Here is a 13,667-nt window from a genome sequence, read left to right as displayed (position 1 = left end):
GCCCCCACAAGTCCTGGCCCGGCCTCTTCCCCCTCCGTCGTCGCTACGCGCCGACACCTCCCCCGCTAGGGGGAGGATCTAAGCCGCGATGGAGTCGTACACCACGACCTTGCTCCACAGGTGCGAGCAGTCCTTCACGAACTTCAGGTGCAGCGGGTGGTCCTGGTAGAGCTTCTGGTCGGCGACGCTCTTGAAGAGCATCAGCTCCGAGACGTCGTAGCTGTTGTCGACGACGTCGCGTTTCTCGGTCGAGGCCGGCACGCCGATGTGCAGTTGCTGGATGACCTCGATGCCCCGCAGGGTGTTCAGGCCGGCGATCAGGGCGTCACGGTCGGGCTTGGAGCCGGGGGTCTTCAGCCAGAAGAAAACGTGGTGGATCATCGGGGCGCTCGGGGTTTCGGCGGCCGTGGCGGAAGTCCCCGCAGCGGTGGCGAGCGCGCCTGACAGCACGACGCGGCGATCGAAGGACGGCATGGGAGATCCTCCTACTTCAGGCCGTCTTCGGCCAGGGTGTGGGCGACGATGGCGTTGGCGTGGCCGTGGCCCATCTGGTGCTCGTCCTTGAGCATGGCCACCAGTTCCATGTGCTTGGCGGGATAGCGCGCCCGGACCTTCTCCTTCCAGGCGGAGATCGGCTGGCCATACGTCTTCTCGATGGAGGGGAAGTAGGACGCGGGGCCCTTGATCGGCTGGTCGGTCACGGACGTTTCCTTCTCGTTTCAGCCCTGCGGTTTCATCCGCAGGGGCAAACCTGCCGCCACGAAATAGACCGCGTCGGCGACCTGGGCCAACCGCTGATGCAGGCGTCCGGCCTCGTCGCGAAACCGGCGGCCCAGCGGGGTTTCGGGCACGATGCCAAGGCCGACCTCGTTGCTGACCAGCCAGAGCCGGGCAGGGCAGGCGGCGACCGCTGTGACCAGCTCGCCAGCGGCGGCCTCGACGTCGCGCTCGGCCAGCATCAGGTTCGACAGCCACAGAGTCAGGCAGTCGACCACGGCCACGGCGTCGGCGGGCAGGGCGGCGATCGCCTCGGCCAGCGCCAACGGCGCTTCGACCGTCGTCCACGATTCGCCCCGGTCGGCCTGGTGGCGCGCGATGCGCTGGGCCATCTCGTCGTCGAAGGCCTGGCCGGTGGCGATCATCACGGGACGCCCAGCTGAAGCAGCGCTTTCGGCCGCTTTCTGGGCGAACGCGCTCTTGCCGGAACGGGCCCCGCCTAGCACCAGGGTCGATGTCATAAGAGCTCCACATTGACCGTTTGCGGCGCAGCATATAGGGCTGGCCGCGCGTCAGGCTCCTCGAAAGAGGATTAAAAGGGAACGAGGTTCAAGACCTCGGCTGCCCCCGCAACTGTAAGCGGCGAGTTCTAGCGTCACATGCCACTGGGGTCCTCGGACCCTGGGAAGGCGACGCCAAGAGCGACGACCCGCGAGCCAGGAGACCTGCCCGGCGCAGTCGTTCATCGCTCGGCCGGGGTGCGCCGAACGAACGGGATCTCCCGAGAAACGACAGTCAAGGACCGCGCGACGGTCCAGCGTACGCGTGTTTGCGGGTGCGTTGGCTGGCGCGTGGATCGTTTCAACAGGGGAAGATAAAAAATGATCCGAGCGTTTCTCAGCTCCACCGCGCTTTCCACGGCTTTGGCCACCCTCCTGATCGCCGGCGCCGCTTCGGCCGAAGACCAGAAGGCTCCCGAAGCGGACGTGGCCGGCAATGTCGGCGCCAACGGCGTCGCCGAACTGGTCGTCACCGCCACCCGCACCGCCACCCCGATCGAGAAGATCGGCGCGTCGGTCACCGTCCTGACGCAAGGCGCCATCGAGGCCAGCCAGGCGATCTCGGTCACCGAACTGCTGGCCCAGCAACCGGGTGTCAGCTTCACCCGCAACGGCGGTCCGGGCACGACCACCAGCCTGAACATCCGCGGCGCCGAGACCCAGCACACCGTGGTGCTGATCGATGGCGTCAAGCTGAACGACCCGTCCTCGACCCAGGGCGGCTTCAACAGCGGCAACCTGCTGGTCGGCGACATCTCGCGCGTCGAGGTGCTGCGCGGCGCCCAGTCGACCCTGTGGGGCAGCCAGGCCATCGGTGGCGTGGTCAACATCGTCACCGCCGACCCGACCCAGCCGTTCCAGAGCTCGGTCGATGTCGAGGGCGGCGCCCGTCAGACCGGCTATCTGCGGGCTGGTGTCGGCGGCGCGGGCGACAAGGTCGTCTGGCGCGTGGCCGGCGGCTACTACTCGACCGACGGCGTCTCGTCGTGGAAGGCCGGCAAGGAAACCGACGGCTACGTCAACAAGGGCCTGTCGGGCCGCCTGCGCTACAAGTTCAGCGAAAACGTCTCGGCCGAGGTCCGCTCGGTCTATTCGAAGGGCAAGAACGACTTCGACGCCTTCAACGGTGACAGCCCCGAGTTCGCCCGCACCGAGGAACTGGTCGTCTATAGCGGCCTGAACTTCGCGCTGCTGGACGGTCGCTGGAACAACCGCCTGGGCTACGCCTACACCGACACCGACCGCGAGAACATCAACCCGGCCCGCCCGGCCGTGCCGCTGACCTTCGACGCCGCCGGCAAGAACAAGCGCATCGAGTACCAGGGCGTGTTCGCCTTCTCGGACGCGGTGACCGCCACCTTCGGCGCCGAACACGAGAAGTCGCGCATGCGCACCCGCTCGCCGTCGGCCACGGCCGCCAACCCGCCGTTCCGCACCGGCCGCGTCGGCGTCGACAGCGTCTATGGCCAGGTGCAGGCCGAGGTCGTCCAGGGGCTGACCCTGACTGCCGGCGTCCGCTACGAGGACCACGACACCTATGGCTCGCACACCCTGGGCCAGGCCTCGGCCGCTTGGGCGCTGAACCAGGGCAACACCGTCCTGCGCGCCAGCTTCGGCCAGGGCTTCCGCGCCCCGGGCCTCTACGAGCTGTACAGCGAATACGGCAATCTCACCCTGTCGCCGGAAGAGTTCGACAGCTGGGACGCCGGCATCGAGCAGCGCTTCTTCGGCGGCAAGGCGCGCGCCTCGGCCACCTGGTTCCAGCGTGAAGCCGACAACGAGATCCGCTTCTTCTCGTGCACCGGCGCGCCCGATCCGCTGTGCGCCGTCAACGGCGTCTCGCGCTTCGGCTACTACAACAACGTCCAGAAGACCAAGGCTCAGGGCGTCGAGCTGATCGGCGAGGTCAAGCCGGTCGACGGCCTGACCGTCACGGCCAACTATACCTATACCGAGGCCGAGTCCGACAGCGGCGCCAGCAAGGGCAAGCAGCTGACCCGTCGTCCCAAGAACATGGGCAACCTGTCGGTCGGCTACCGCTGGCCGGTGGGCCTGACCACCACGGTGGCGGCGCGTTATGTGGGCAAGACCTTCAATAACGACACCAATACCCAGGTGGTGAAGGGCTACACCCTGGTCGACCTGCGGGCGGCCTACACGATCAACGACACCTATGAGGTCTTCGGTCGTGTCGAGAACGCCTTCGACAAGGACTACCAGACCATCCTGAACTACGGGACGCCGGGTCGCGGGGCGTTCGTCGGCCTGCGCGCGCGCTTCTAGGGCTGCCGAGGTGGCGTCGATTTCAGCCCTCGGCGCCTTTCGGCACGGCGGCCGTCTCCGTGAGGCGACGGCCGCCCACCCGCACGCGCCCCAGCCCTGGCTGGATCTTTCGACCGGTATCAATCCAGAGCCGTGGTCGGGACCTCGCGCCTCGGCCGACGACCTGCGGCGATTGCCGGATCCGGAGGACCTGGTTCAGCTGGAGGCCATCGCGGCCCGCGCGTTCGGCGTCAGCGACCCCGGACGCGTGGCGGCCGTTTCCGGCGCGGAGGCGGCGCTGCGGCTGCTGCCCGGCCTGATCGGGGGCGGGGCGGTGGCGCTGCTGGACCCGATCTATGGCGGCCACGCTGAGGCCTGGGCTTCCTTCAGCCCGAACCGGCTCGTGTCGCTGGATGACCCCAGAACGCTCCACGCCGACGTGCTGGTGCTGGTCAATCCAAACAATCCCGACGGCCATCGCATCGATCGCGAAACCCTGGTCGCCCTGGCGGCAGAGCGCTCAGATCAAGGTCGCTGGACCGTGGTCGACGAGTCCTTCGTCGAGGTCACGCCCGAGCTCAGCGTCGCCGACCTGGAAATCGACCGGCTGATCACTCTGCGCTCGTTCGGCAAGTTCTACGGCTTGCCCGGATCACGACTGGGTTTCCTGATTGGAAACAAGATCTTCTCGCGAGAATTTCGCATACTGCTCGGCGACTGGCCGGTCAGCGCCGACGCGATCGCGCTGGGGCAGGGCGCCTATGCCGACGAGGCCTGGCGCAAGGCGACGCGGGCCTGGCTGGCCAAGCAGGCGGCCAAGGTCGATGTGGCGCTGGCTGAGGTCGGCTTCACCGTGGTTGGCGGCTGCGATCTCTTCCGCTGGGTCGAGGTCCCGGACGCCTATGCGGTGTTCACGCGGCTGTGCGAGCGTGGCGTGCTGACGAGACCGTTCCCGGATCGGCCCGATCGACTTCGCATTGGCCTGCCTTCCATCAAGGATTTCAAACGCTTCCAGAAGGCGCTTCAGGTATGAACCGGCGTGAAATCGTAGCCGGCGCTCTGGCGCTGACGGCGGGCGCCGCGCCGCCGCCTCGGCGCATCGTGTCGCTGAACAGCTGCCTGGACGCCATGCTGGTGCACCTGGCCGACCGCAGCCAGATCACGGCCCTCAGCCACTATGCCCGCGAGGAGCACGGCTCCACCGTCGCCGCTCAGGCCAAGACGCTGCCCTACACCTGGGAGAGCGCCGAGGAGGTCATCGCCCTGCGACCCGATCTCGTCCTGGCCAGTCAGCACTCGGCCCTGGCGACCCGCAACGCGCTCAAGCGTCTCGACGTGCCGGTGCAGCGCTTTAAGGTGCCCAAGTCGATCGACGAGAGCCGGGGCCAGGTGCGCAAGCTGGCGCGGATGATCGGTCACCCCGACCGCGGCGAGGCCCTGATCGGGCGGATCAACGCCGCCATCCAGGCCGCGACGCCGGCGCCGGGCGCGCGACGGCTCAGCGCCCTGATCTACCAGCCCAACGGCTTCGCGGCCGGACCAGGCACCCTGGTCGACGAGATGATGGAGCATGCCGGCTTTGACAATGTCGCCCGGCGCTTCGGCCTCAAGACCTGGGGCAATGTCGCGCTGGAACGCCTGCTGGCCGATCCGCCGCAGGTGCTGCTGGTCGGCGAGCCCGCGCCCGGTGCCCGCAGCTGGGCCGACCGGGTCATGACCCATCCAGCGTTGAAATCCATTTCCGGGCGAATGCGCCAAGTGCGCCTGCCCGAAAAGCTTCTGTACTGCGGCGGCCCGGTGCTGATCGAGACCGCCGCCGCCATGGCCAAAGCCCGCGCCCAGGCGCTGAAGGAGGGCGCATGACCTCTAAACCCCATTTGGCCAGATCTCCCTGGCTCGTCTGCGGCGTCCTGCTGGCGCTGCTGGTCGTGCTGTTCGTCGCCAGCCTGTGCGCCGGACGCGTCTGGACGCCCTGGAGCGCCTGGCTCTCGCACGGCGAGGACCCGCGCTGGGCCATCGTCTTCGGGCTGCGCCTGCCACGCACCATCCTGGCGATCCTGGTCGGCGGGGCCCTGGGGCTCTCCGGCGCGGCGCTGCAGGGCTATACCCGCAACCCGCTGGCCGATCCGGCCGCCCTGGGGGTTTCGACCTCGGCGGCGCTGGGCGCGGTGCTGACGCTCTATCTGGGCGCGGCGGGCGAGGCCAACTGGATCCTGCCGCTGTCCGCCATGGTCGGGGCCGGGATCGGGGTCGCCATCCTGCTGGGCCTGTCCGGGATCAGTTCCAGCATCGTCACCTTCCTGTTGGCCGGCTTCGTCATCCAGACGGTCTGCGGGGCCATGATCGCCCTGGCCCTGAACCTGGCGCCCAACCCCTGGGCCGTGAACGAGATCGTCAACTGGCTGATGGGCTCGTTGGCCGACCGCAGCGTCGAGGAGGTCAAGCTGGCCGCGCCGGGCGTGATCCTGGGCAGCCTGCTGCTGCTGACCCTGGGCCGCTCGCTGGACGCCCTGACCCTGGGCGAGCAGGGCGCCAAGTCGTTGGGCGTCGAGCTTGGCCGCACGCGCCTCTTGATGGCCGTCGGCGTGGCGATCGCGGTTGGGGCCAGCGTCGCGGTGACCGGCGTCATCAGCTTCATTGGCCTGATCACCCCACACCTGCTGCGGCCACTGCTGGGCTCCAAGCCCAGCGCCGTGCTGCTGCCGTCGTTCGTGGGCGGCGCGGTCCTGACCCTGGCTGCCGACATCCTGGTGCGCATGACCCCCGCGGCCAGCGAGGTGAAGCTCAGCGTCGCCATGGCCGCCCTGGGCGGGCCGTTCTTCCTGGCCATGCTGATCTCGATGCGACGGAGGATGGCATGAGCCTGCAAGCGCAAGACATCACCGTCCGCTTCGGCGACCGCCAGGTCCTGGCCGGGATCACCGCCGACTTCGAGCCGGGCGGCGTCATCGCCATCGTCGGTCCCAACGGCGCGGGCAAGTCGACCCTGCTGACCTGCCTGGCGGGTCTGCTGAAGCCCGATGCCGGCGCGGCCCTGCTGGACGGAGCCGCGATCGCCGCGATGAACGGCCGCCAGCGCGCGCGCCGCATCGCCTTCCTGGCCCAGACGCCCGAGATCGCCTGGGACGTCGACGTCCGCGCCTTCGTCGGCCTGGGCCGCACGCCGCACCTGGGCGCCTTCGGTCCCAGTGGCGAGGACCAGGTCGCGATCGAGGCCGCCATCAAGGCCGCCCATCTGGAAGACTTCGCCGATCGGGCGGTCACCCGGATGTCCGGCGGCGAGCGGGCCCGGGCCCTGATCGCCCGAGGCCTGGCCGGCGAGACCGACTGGCTGCTGGCCGACGAGCCGCTGACGGGCCTGGACCCCGGCCACGCCCTGGACGCGCTGTCGCTGTTCCGCCGCCTGGCTCACGACCAGGGCAAGGGCGTGATCCTCACCCTGCACGACCTGAACCTGGCCGCGCGCTTCGCCGACCGGGTGCTGGTGCTGGACGAAGGCAAGCTGGTCGCCGACGCCGCGCCTGAGGCCGCCCTGACGCCCGAGCTGCTGTCGAAGGTCTACGGCGTCGTCGTCCGCCGCCACGTCGGCGATGCCGGCCCGCTGATCGAAGTTCTGGGCCGTGCCGGCTAGTCCCTGGCCAATACCCTGGATAGTCCTGGCGGCGGCGGGCGTGGAGGCCGTCATCGGCTATCCCGACGCCCTGCATCGGCGGTTCCCGCATCCCGTGGTCTGGATCGGCGCCCTGATCGGACATCTGGAGCGGATGCTGAACCAAGCCTCGTTCGGTGAGCCGTTGCGGCGTGTGCTGGGCGTCGTGACCCTGCTGGCCATTGTCGCGGTCAGCGCCGGCGCGGGCCTCCTGATCACCCGCCTTGGCGGTCCGTGGGCCGTCATCGCGGTCGGCTGGCTGGGGCTGGCCCAACGAAATCTGTGGGACCATGTCCAGGTCGTGGCCAAGCCTCTGGCCGCGGGTGATCTGGACGCCGCCCGCGCCGCCGTTGGCATGATCGTCGGCCGCGACGTCGCGCGCCTGGACGAGAGCGACATCGCCGCCGCCGCGATCGAGAGCCTGGCCGAGAGCTTCTGCGACGGCGTGGTCGCGCCGCTGTTCTGGTTCGTGGTCGGCGGCCTGCCAGGCCTGTTCGTCTACAAGGCGGTCAACACCGCCGACAGCATGATCGGCCATCGCGAGCCGCGCTGGCGGTCGTTCGGCTGGGCCTCGGCCCGGTGCGACGATCTGCTGAACCTGATCCCGGCGCGCCTGGCCGGGGCGCTGGTCGCCATCGCCGGGCGAGGCGGCTGGCGGGTCATGCTGCGCGACGCCGGCAAGCATGCTTCGCCCAACGCCGGCTGGCCCGAGGCGGCCATGGCCGGCGCTCTGGGCGTCCGTTTGGGCGGTCCTGCCTGGTACGACGGTGCGCTGTCGCAGCGTCCGGTGCTGGGCGGGGGCAGGGCGCCCGAGGCGGCCGATGTCGCGCGCGCGCTCAAGGTCTATCTGGTCGCCTGCGCGATCCTCTGGTTGATGCTGGCCCTCCTTGGCTTCCTTTGGGGAGGATTCGTATGGCCGCATTGATGATCCAGGGCTGCGGGTCCGACGTCGGCAAGTCGGTGCTGGTCGCGGGCCTGTGCCGGCTGTTCGCCAATCGCGGCCTGACGGTCCGGCCATTCAAGCCGCAGAACATGTCCAACAACGCCGCCGTCACCGCCGACGGCGGCGAGATCGGTCGCGCCCAGGCGCTGCAAGCCATCGCCTGCCGCACCCCGCCGACCGTCGACATGAACCCGGTGCTGCTGAAACCCCAGAGCGACGTCGGCGCCCAGCTGGTGGTGCGCGGCCAGATGGCCGGGACCTGGAAGGCGCGGGGCTATCAGGAGCGCAAGGCCGCGCTGCTGGGCACGGTGATCGAGAGCTTTCGCACGCTGGAGGCCGAAAGCGACCTGGTGATCGTCGAAGGCGCCGGCAGTCCGGCCGAGATCAACCTGCGCGCCAACGACATCGCCAATATGGGCTTCGCGATCGCCGCCGATGTGCCGGTCGTGCTGGTCGGCGATATCGACCGAGGCCACGTGATCGCGGCCCTGGTCGGCGCCCATGCGGTGCTGAACGGGGCCGACCGGGCGATGATCCGCGGCTTCCTGATCAACAAGTTCCGGGGCGATCCCAGCCTGTTCCAGGACGGCCGCGCCGAGATCGTCCGCCGCACCGGCTGGCCGGACCTGGGCATGGCTCCGTGGCTGGCGGCGGCGCGACGCCTGCCGGCCGAGGACGCCGTCGTGCTGGACCGCGCCGTAGCCGCCGACGGCCGCAAGGTGCGGATCGTCGTGCCGATGCTGTCGCGGATCGCCAATTTCGACGAATTCGACGCCCTGCGCGCCGAGCCCGAGGTCGAGTTCGCCTTCGTGCCGCCGGGTACGCCGCTGCCGGGTGACGCCGACCTCGTCATCCTGCCAGGCACCAAGGCGACGCTGGCGGACCTGGCCTTCCTGCGCGCCCAAGGCTGGGACATCGACCTGGCCGCCCATGTTCGGCGCGGTGGCCGGGTCTTAGGCGTTTGTGGCGGCTACCAGATGCTCGGGCGGCGAGTGTCGGACCCGGACGGGATCGAGGGCGCGCCGGAGAGCGCCGAGGGCCTCGGCCTGCTGGACGTCGAGACGGTGATGACCGGCGACAAGACCCTGCGGCCCGTGACCGGGCGCCTGTCGGGCGGCGCGCTGTTTGAAGGCTACGAGATGCATGTCGGCCGCACGACCGGCGCGGTCTCGCCGATGCTGACCTTCGAGGACGGCGTCACCGACGGCGCCGTCTCGGCCAATGGTCGGGTGCGGGGGTGCTATGTCCACGGCCTTTTCGATAGGGCTGAGGCGCGCGCGGCGCTGCTCGCCGAGCTGGGCGCCGTGTCCGACGGCCTGGATCAAGCGCTCCGCGTCGACCAGGCGCTGGACGAGATCGCCGCCATGCTCGAGCAGAGTTTCGATATCCCCGCCCTCGCAGCCCTGGCCGGCCTGGAGCTTTCTCGATGATCCTTCCGTCCGTCCCGCCCGTCGACAAGACCCGCGCCGCCGCCTTGCGCGCGACGATCGACGGCAAGGCCAAGCCGCTGGGCGCGCTGGGCCGGGTCGAGGATTTGGCCGTCCAATTGGGCCTGATCGCAGAGGCGCCGCCCGCCTTCGACAAGGCGCTGCTGCTGGTCTTCGCCGGCGATCACGGCCTGACGGCGGAGGGCGTGTCTTCCTATCCGTCGGCCGTGACCCAGGCCATGGTCGCGACCTTCCTGGCCGGCAAGGCCAGCGCCAATGCCTTTGCCACGGCGATCGGTGCGGAACTGCGGGTGGTTGACGCCGGGGTGGATGGCGATCTGCCGACGCATCCGAACCTGCTGGCTGAGAAGGTTCGACGCGGGACCCGCAACGCGGCTGCCGAGCCCGCCCTGACCGAGGCCGAAGTCGCCACCGCCCTGGAGCGCGGCGCCCGGATCGCCCGTGACGCCGTGGCCGAGGGCTTCCAGATCCTGGCGCTGGGCGAGATGGGCATCGGCAACACCGCCTCGGCCGCCCTGATCATGCACCGGCTGGCGCCGGCGCCCTTGGCCGAATGCGTGGGGCGCGGCGCGGGTCATGACGACGAAGGCCTGGCGCGCAAGCTGGCGATCCTGGAACGGGCCGCCGCGCGGTCGGAGACGACGGATCCCGCTGAGATGCTGGCCCAGTTCGGCGGGCTGGAGATCGCCATGATGGCCGGCGCGATCCTCGGCGCGGCTTCGGCGAAGGTACCGGTGCTGGTTGACGGCTTCATCGGCTCGGCGGCGGCGCTGGCGGCGATCCGGCTGCAGCCGGCGGCGCGGGACTATTGCGTCTTTTGCCATCGCTCGGCCGAGCAGGGACATCGCCGCATGCTCGAGGCGCTGGAGGTCGAGCCACTGCTGGACCTGGGCCTGCGCCTGGGCGAGGGGACCGGCACCCTGCTGGCCCTGCCGATCGTGCGCGCCGCCTCGCGGCTCTTGAGCGACGTCGCCAGCCTGGACGACGTGCTGAACGGGCGGCTCTGACCATGGACTGGGCGCGGCATCAGGTTCGACTGCTGGTCTGTGCGATCCAGTTCCTGACGCGCGTGCCGATGCCGAGCTTGAAGACCTTCGAACCCGAATGGATCACCCGCTCGGCGCGCTATTTCCCGCTGGTCGGCCAAGGCGTTGGGGCGGTCAGCGCTCTGGTGCTGCTAGTCGGTGAGCGCGTCTGGGGCGGCAGCGTAGCCGCCGTGCTGGCCATCACCGCCGGCCTGTTGGTCACCGGCGCCTTCCACGAGGATGGTCTGGCCGATACCGCCGACGGCCTGGGTGGCGGACAGACCGCCGCGCGGCGTCTGGAGATCATGAAGGACAGCCGCGTTGGGACTTACGGCGTTTGCGCCCTGATCCTGGTGCTGGGCCTGAAGGTCGCCGTGCTGGCCTCGACGCCGATGGCGGCCCTGATCCTGCTGGCCTCCCACAGCCTGGGCCGGGCCGCCGCCGTGGTCGTGATGCGCGTCACGCCCTATGCCCCAAGCGGCGAGGCGGGCAAGTGGAAGCCCGTACCGCAAGGCGTACGGACCGGCGAGGTGCTGGTCGCCTTGCTGATCGCAGCCTGGCCCTTGGTTCTGCTGCCGCCGGACGCTGCGTTGCTCGGCATCGCGGGCGGCGCCGTCCTGGCGATCGCCATGGCCCTGCTGGCCAAACGGCTGATCGGCGGTCACACCGGCGATGTGTTGGGCGCGGTCGAGCAAATGTTCGAGGTCGGGTTTCTGCTGGGCGCGGCGGCGCTGCTGTGAGGCTGCTGGTCGGTCCGATCTCGGCGGTCGAAGGCTTGGCTGGCCAGGCCGATCACGTGCTGTCGCTGATCTCGCCGGACGCCCAGGCGCCGGTCGTGACGAGACCGCGAACCCTCTTGCGGTTCAACGACATCGCCGAGGACCGTGAAGGGTTGGTCGCGCCCTCGGCGGCGATGATCGAGACGATCCTGGGCCTGGCGGCGACGCCGACCTTGCTGATCCACTGCTTCGCCGGCGTCAGCCGCTCGACGGCGGCGGCCTACATCCTGGCCTGCGCGCACGGCGGCGATGAGCAGGTGCTGGCCGCCCGACTGCGCACTCTGTGCCCGGAAGCGACTCCGAACGCCTTGATGGTCGCCCTGGCCGACACGATCCTGCGGCGCGACGGCGCCATGAGCCGAGCGATCGCCGGCATCGGGCGCGGCGTCGACGCCTTCGAGGGGACCGTGATCGACTGGCGGCTCTAGCTCTTGGCAAGGCCCGGCAGATCGATCCGCACCAGTCGCCAGCCGAAGATCCCATGGCGCTTCAGCACCAGCTCTAGTCGCTCGCCGCCCCGCACATCGGCATAGCTGACGCGGAAGTGGTCGAGCCCTTCATAGCGATAGTCGACCTTGGTCTCTGACTTGGCCTTCGGCTTGGCCGGCTCGAGGACCGGGCCGCCGGGCGCGGTCGAGACGGTCTTGGGCGGCTCGTTGGTGGCCACCATGTTGGCGATGGCGTCGGGCGTGGCGAAGGAGTCGACGGCCTTGTCGACCACGCTGGCCATCAGCAATTGGCCGAAGGCCGCGAACGGATTGTCGCGCAGTTCGGGGTCTTCCTCGAACTTGCGGGTCATGGCCGTCTTGAGCTGGGCCTTCAGGCTCTCGCGCACGGCGGGGAAGTCGACCTTCTGCGCCAGCGCGACCCTGTCGCCGGCCTTGGCGGCGGCGGTCAGGCTGTGCAGCGCCAGGATCGGCGAGGCGAAATACAGCGCGATCAGCAGCACGGCCACAACGCCGCCGGCGCCGATCAGGATACGGTTCTTGCGAGTCATCGAATTCTCCCCCGCCGATTGGGGCAGACGGGGGAGGCCGGGTCAACCAAACCCTTAGCGGGCCGGCGATTGCGAAGCGCGCAGGATCTCGGCCCAGACCGGCGGGCGACGATTGGTCTTCTTCACCAGGTCGTCCCGCAGGGCCAGGAACTTGGGATCCGCCAGACTGGCCAAGCTGTAGGTCGAAACGCCATTGCCCACGTCCCACGGATGCGGAGCATATTCCTTCTGGCCGGCGCCGGCGCGATCGCGGTCGAACTGGATCTTGGAGTTGGCGAACTCGATATGGACCTTCTCGCCGGTGGCGAAGGCCGTCAGCCAGTCCAGCGAGTGAGGCAGGCTGGCGCCGACCGGGCTCTTCCAGCTGTACCAGTCCTGGCCGTGGGCCTTGGCCGACAGTACGGCCATCAGCAGCGGGTCGAGATTGTAGGTGACGTAGTGCAGCGCGTCGCGCTCGTGGAAATCGAACGTCGAGCCGTCGGCGTTGAGGTTGACGCCGACCTGCTTCTGATAGGCCTTGCGGGCTCGGTCGATGACCTTGGCGTCGCCGGTCTGGAAGGCGGCCATGGTCGCCAGCTTGATGCGGTGGCTCTGCCAGTTGGTCTCGGCGTTCTTGGGGCCGGCGTCCATGGCGTCCAGATAGCCGACGGCCATCTTGCGCCAGAAGGCGTCGACCTTGGCGCGGATCGGGGCGGGGAGGTCGGCCTCGGTCAGGTCGGTCGCCATCAGCAGCGTGTCGAAGCCCGTCTCGTCGATCGGGTTGAACGAGATCTGATAGATGTCGGCCCAGTTCTCCAGATAGCGCCCGGTGGCGTCCAGGAACTTGCGGTCGCCGGTCAGGCGGTAGGCGATGGCGAAGTTCAGCACGATCGGCTGGTCCTCGCGGGCCTTGATGCTGATCTCGCGGATGCCCTTGCCGGGCAGGGTGCCTTCGGTGTGGGCGTGCGGGATGGCGCCGGGCGGGCGGTCCAGATTGGCGGTGGCGCGCGAGATCACCTGTTCGGACAGGGCGGGGGCGATCGCGCCCTTGCCGAAGGACGGCCCCAGCAGGGCGTAGTCGGCGGCGTGGGCCGCGGGCGCGACGATGGTCAGGGCGCAGGCGGCGAACCAGGCGGTCTTCAAGGCGATCTCCCCATAAGCTTGTCACCCGCCTTACGCTGCGAGTGTTGCGGCAAGATATCTGACCAGTTTGTAAGCTTGTCAATTATTGGTCATGCCAATATGACGAACTGGTCGGACCTGCCGGGACATCGCTTGTCTTGCGCGGTTTTCCTGATCATCTTCCGG

Annotated in this window: 15 protein-coding genes and 1 riboswitch; of the genes, 10 read left to right on the top strand and 5 right to left on the bottom strand. The window is 69.2% G+C overall.

The window, feature by feature from the left end; genetic code table 11:
- Window positions 1–78: 78 nt before the first annotated feature.
- From AC07NF_RS07660 to cobU, 3 genes are read right to left on the bottom strand one after another with little or no spacing between them, the layout of a single operon-like run.
- Window positions 79–474, bottom strand: a complete 396-nt coding sequence (locus AC07NF_RS07660) for a Dabb family protein (protein ID WP_494627619.1) — start codon at window positions 472–474, stop codon at window positions 79–81.
- Between the two features lie 11 nt (window positions 475–485).
- A complete protein-coding gene (locus AC07NF_RS07655; protein WP_454716175.1) occupies window positions 486–701 on the bottom strand; it encodes a DUF4287 domain-containing protein in 216 nt (71 codons plus the stop codon).
- Window positions 702–719: 18 nt separating this feature from the next.
- Complete coding sequence (gene cobU, locus AC07NF_RS07650; RefSeq protein ID WP_494627621.1) at window positions 720–1,238, bottom strand: bifunctional adenosylcobinamide kinase/adenosylcobinamide-phosphate guanylyltransferase; 519 nt, start codon at window positions 1,236–1,238, stop codon at window positions 720–722.
- A gap of 36 nt (window positions 1,239–1,274) precedes the next feature.
- Window positions 1,275–1,464, top strand: a riboswitch (cobalamin riboswitch).
- 134 nt (window positions 1,465–1,598) lie between these two features.
- On the opposite strand from cobU, the gene AC07NF_RS07645 reads away from it, so the two are divergent.
- From AC07NF_RS07645 to AC07NF_RS07600, 10 genes are read left to right on the top strand one after another with little or no spacing between them, the layout of a single operon-like run.
- Complete coding sequence (locus AC07NF_RS07645) at window positions 1,599–3,560, top strand: TonB-dependent receptor plug domain-containing protein (RefSeq protein ID WP_494627623.1); 1,962 nt, start codon at window positions 1,599–1,601, stop codon at window positions 3,558–3,560.
- Window positions 3,561–3,570: 10 nt separating this feature from the next.
- A complete protein-coding gene (locus AC07NF_RS07640) occupies window positions 3,571–4,572 on the top strand; it encodes a threonine-phosphate decarboxylase (protein WP_494627625.1) in 1,002 nt (333 codons plus the stop codon).
- Window positions 4,569–5,402 (top strand): ABC transporter substrate-binding protein, encoded by an 834-nt coding sequence (locus tag AC07NF_RS07635; RefSeq protein WP_494627627.1) that lies wholly within the window; start codon window positions 4,569–4,571, stop codon window positions 5,400–5,402. The genes AC07NF_RS07640 and AC07NF_RS07635 overlap by 4 nt, the downstream gene beginning before the upstream one ends.
- The gene (locus AC07NF_RS07630; protein ID WP_494627629.1) at window positions 5,399–6,400 is read left to right on the top strand and encodes a FecCD family ABC transporter permease; all 1,002 of its coding nucleotides are present in this window, start codon (window positions 5,399–5,401) and stop codon (window positions 6,398–6,400) included. The genes AC07NF_RS07635 and AC07NF_RS07630 overlap by 4 nt, the downstream gene beginning before the upstream one ends.
- The gene (locus tag AC07NF_RS07625; RefSeq protein ID WP_494627630.1) at window positions 6,397–7,170 is read left to right on the top strand and encodes an ABC transporter ATP-binding protein; all 774 of its coding nucleotides are present in this window, start codon (window positions 6,397–6,399) and stop codon (window positions 7,168–7,170) included. The genes AC07NF_RS07630 and AC07NF_RS07625 overlap by 4 nt, the downstream gene beginning before the upstream one ends.
- Window positions 7,160–8,113, top strand: coding sequence for an adenosylcobinamide-phosphate synthase CbiB (gene cbiB, locus AC07NF_RS07620; protein WP_494627631.1), 954 nt, complete (start codon window positions 7,160–7,162; stop codon window positions 8,111–8,113). The genes AC07NF_RS07625 and cbiB overlap by 11 nt, the downstream gene beginning before the upstream one ends.
- Window positions 8,101–9,561, top strand: coding sequence for a cobyric acid synthase (locus tag AC07NF_RS07615; RefSeq protein ID WP_494627633.1), 1,461 nt, complete (start codon window positions 8,101–8,103; stop codon window positions 9,559–9,561). Before cbiB ends, AC07NF_RS07615 begins: the two co-directional genes overlap by 13 nt.
- A complete protein-coding gene (gene cobT, locus AC07NF_RS07610; protein ID WP_494627635.1) occupies window positions 9,558–10,586 on the top strand; it encodes a nicotinate-nucleotide--dimethylbenzimidazole phosphoribosyltransferase in 1,029 nt (342 codons plus the stop codon). Before AC07NF_RS07615 ends, cobT begins: the two co-directional genes overlap by 4 nt.
- A 2-nt stretch (window positions 10,587–10,588) precedes the next feature.
- A complete protein-coding gene (cobS, locus tag AC07NF_RS07605) occupies window positions 10,589–11,344 on the top strand; it encodes an adenosylcobinamide-GDP ribazoletransferase (RefSeq protein WP_494627637.1) in 756 nt (251 codons plus the stop codon).
- Window positions 11,341–11,811: a tyrosine phosphatase family protein gene (locus AC07NF_RS07600; RefSeq protein WP_494627639.1), complete on the top strand. Its 471-nt coding sequence runs from the start codon at window positions 11,341–11,343 to the stop codon at window positions 11,809–11,811. The genes cobS and AC07NF_RS07600 overlap by 4 nt, the downstream gene beginning before the upstream one ends.
- Here AC07NF_RS07600 and AC07NF_RS07595 read toward each other — a convergent pair.
- Together AC07NF_RS07595 and AC07NF_RS07590 are read right to left on the bottom strand one after the other, a co-directional pair.
- Window positions 11,808–12,380, bottom strand: coding sequence for a DUF2939 domain-containing protein (locus tag AC07NF_RS07595; RefSeq protein ID WP_494627641.1), 573 nt, complete (start codon window positions 12,378–12,380; stop codon window positions 11,808–11,810). The genes AC07NF_RS07600 and AC07NF_RS07595 overlap by 4 nt on opposite strands.
- A 54-nt stretch (window positions 12,381–12,434) precedes the next feature.
- Window positions 12,435–13,502, bottom strand: coding sequence for an alginate lyase family protein (locus AC07NF_RS07590; RefSeq protein WP_494627643.1), 1,068 nt, complete (start codon window positions 13,500–13,502; stop codon window positions 12,435–12,437).
- Window positions 13,503–13,667 lie beyond the last annotated feature (165 nt).

This window comes from Caulobacter sp. GW821-FHT10A06 (assembly GCF_059415805.1).
Note: the sequence above shows the minus strand (reverse complement) of the source record. Positions and strands in the feature narration are given on the sequence as shown.

Coding starts and splice junctions, on each gene's coding strand:
- AC07NF_RS07660 (WP_494627619.1), bottom strand. CDS start 474: ATGCCGTCCTTCGATCGCCGCGTCGTGCTGTCAGGCGCGCTCGCCACC.
- cobU (WP_494627621.1), bottom strand. CDS start 1,238: ATGACATCGACCCTGGTGCTAGGCGGGGCCCGTTCCGGCAAGAGCGCG.
- AC07NF_RS07645 (WP_494627623.1), top strand. CDS start 1,599: ATGATCCGAGCGTTTCTCAGCTCCACCGCGCTTTCCACGGCTTTGGCC.
- AC07NF_RS07635 (WP_494627627.1), top strand. CDS start 4,569: ATGAACCGGCGTGAAATCGTAGCCGGCGCTCTGGCGCTGACGGCGGGC.
- AC07NF_RS07630 (WP_494627629.1), top strand. CDS start 5,399: ATGACCTCTAAACCCCATTTGGCCAGATCTCCCTGGCTCGTCTGCGGC.
- AC07NF_RS07625 (WP_494627630.1), top strand. CDS start 6,397: ATGAGCCTGCAAGCGCAAGACATCACCGTCCGCTTCGGCGACCGCCAG.
- AC07NF_RS07615 (WP_494627633.1), top strand. CDS start 8,101: ATGGCCGCATTGATGATCCAGGGCTGCGGGTCCGACGTCGGCAAGTCG.
- cobT (WP_494627635.1), top strand. CDS start 9,558: ATGATCCTTCCGTCCGTCCCGCCCGTCGACAAGACCCGCGCCGCCGCC.
- cobS (WP_494627637.1), top strand. CDS start 10,589: ATGGACTGGGCGCGGCATCAGGTTCGACTGCTGGTCTGTGCGATCCAG.
- AC07NF_RS07595 (WP_494627641.1), bottom strand. CDS start 12,380: ATGACTCGCAAGAACCGTATCCTGATCGGCGCCGGCGGCGTTGTGGCC.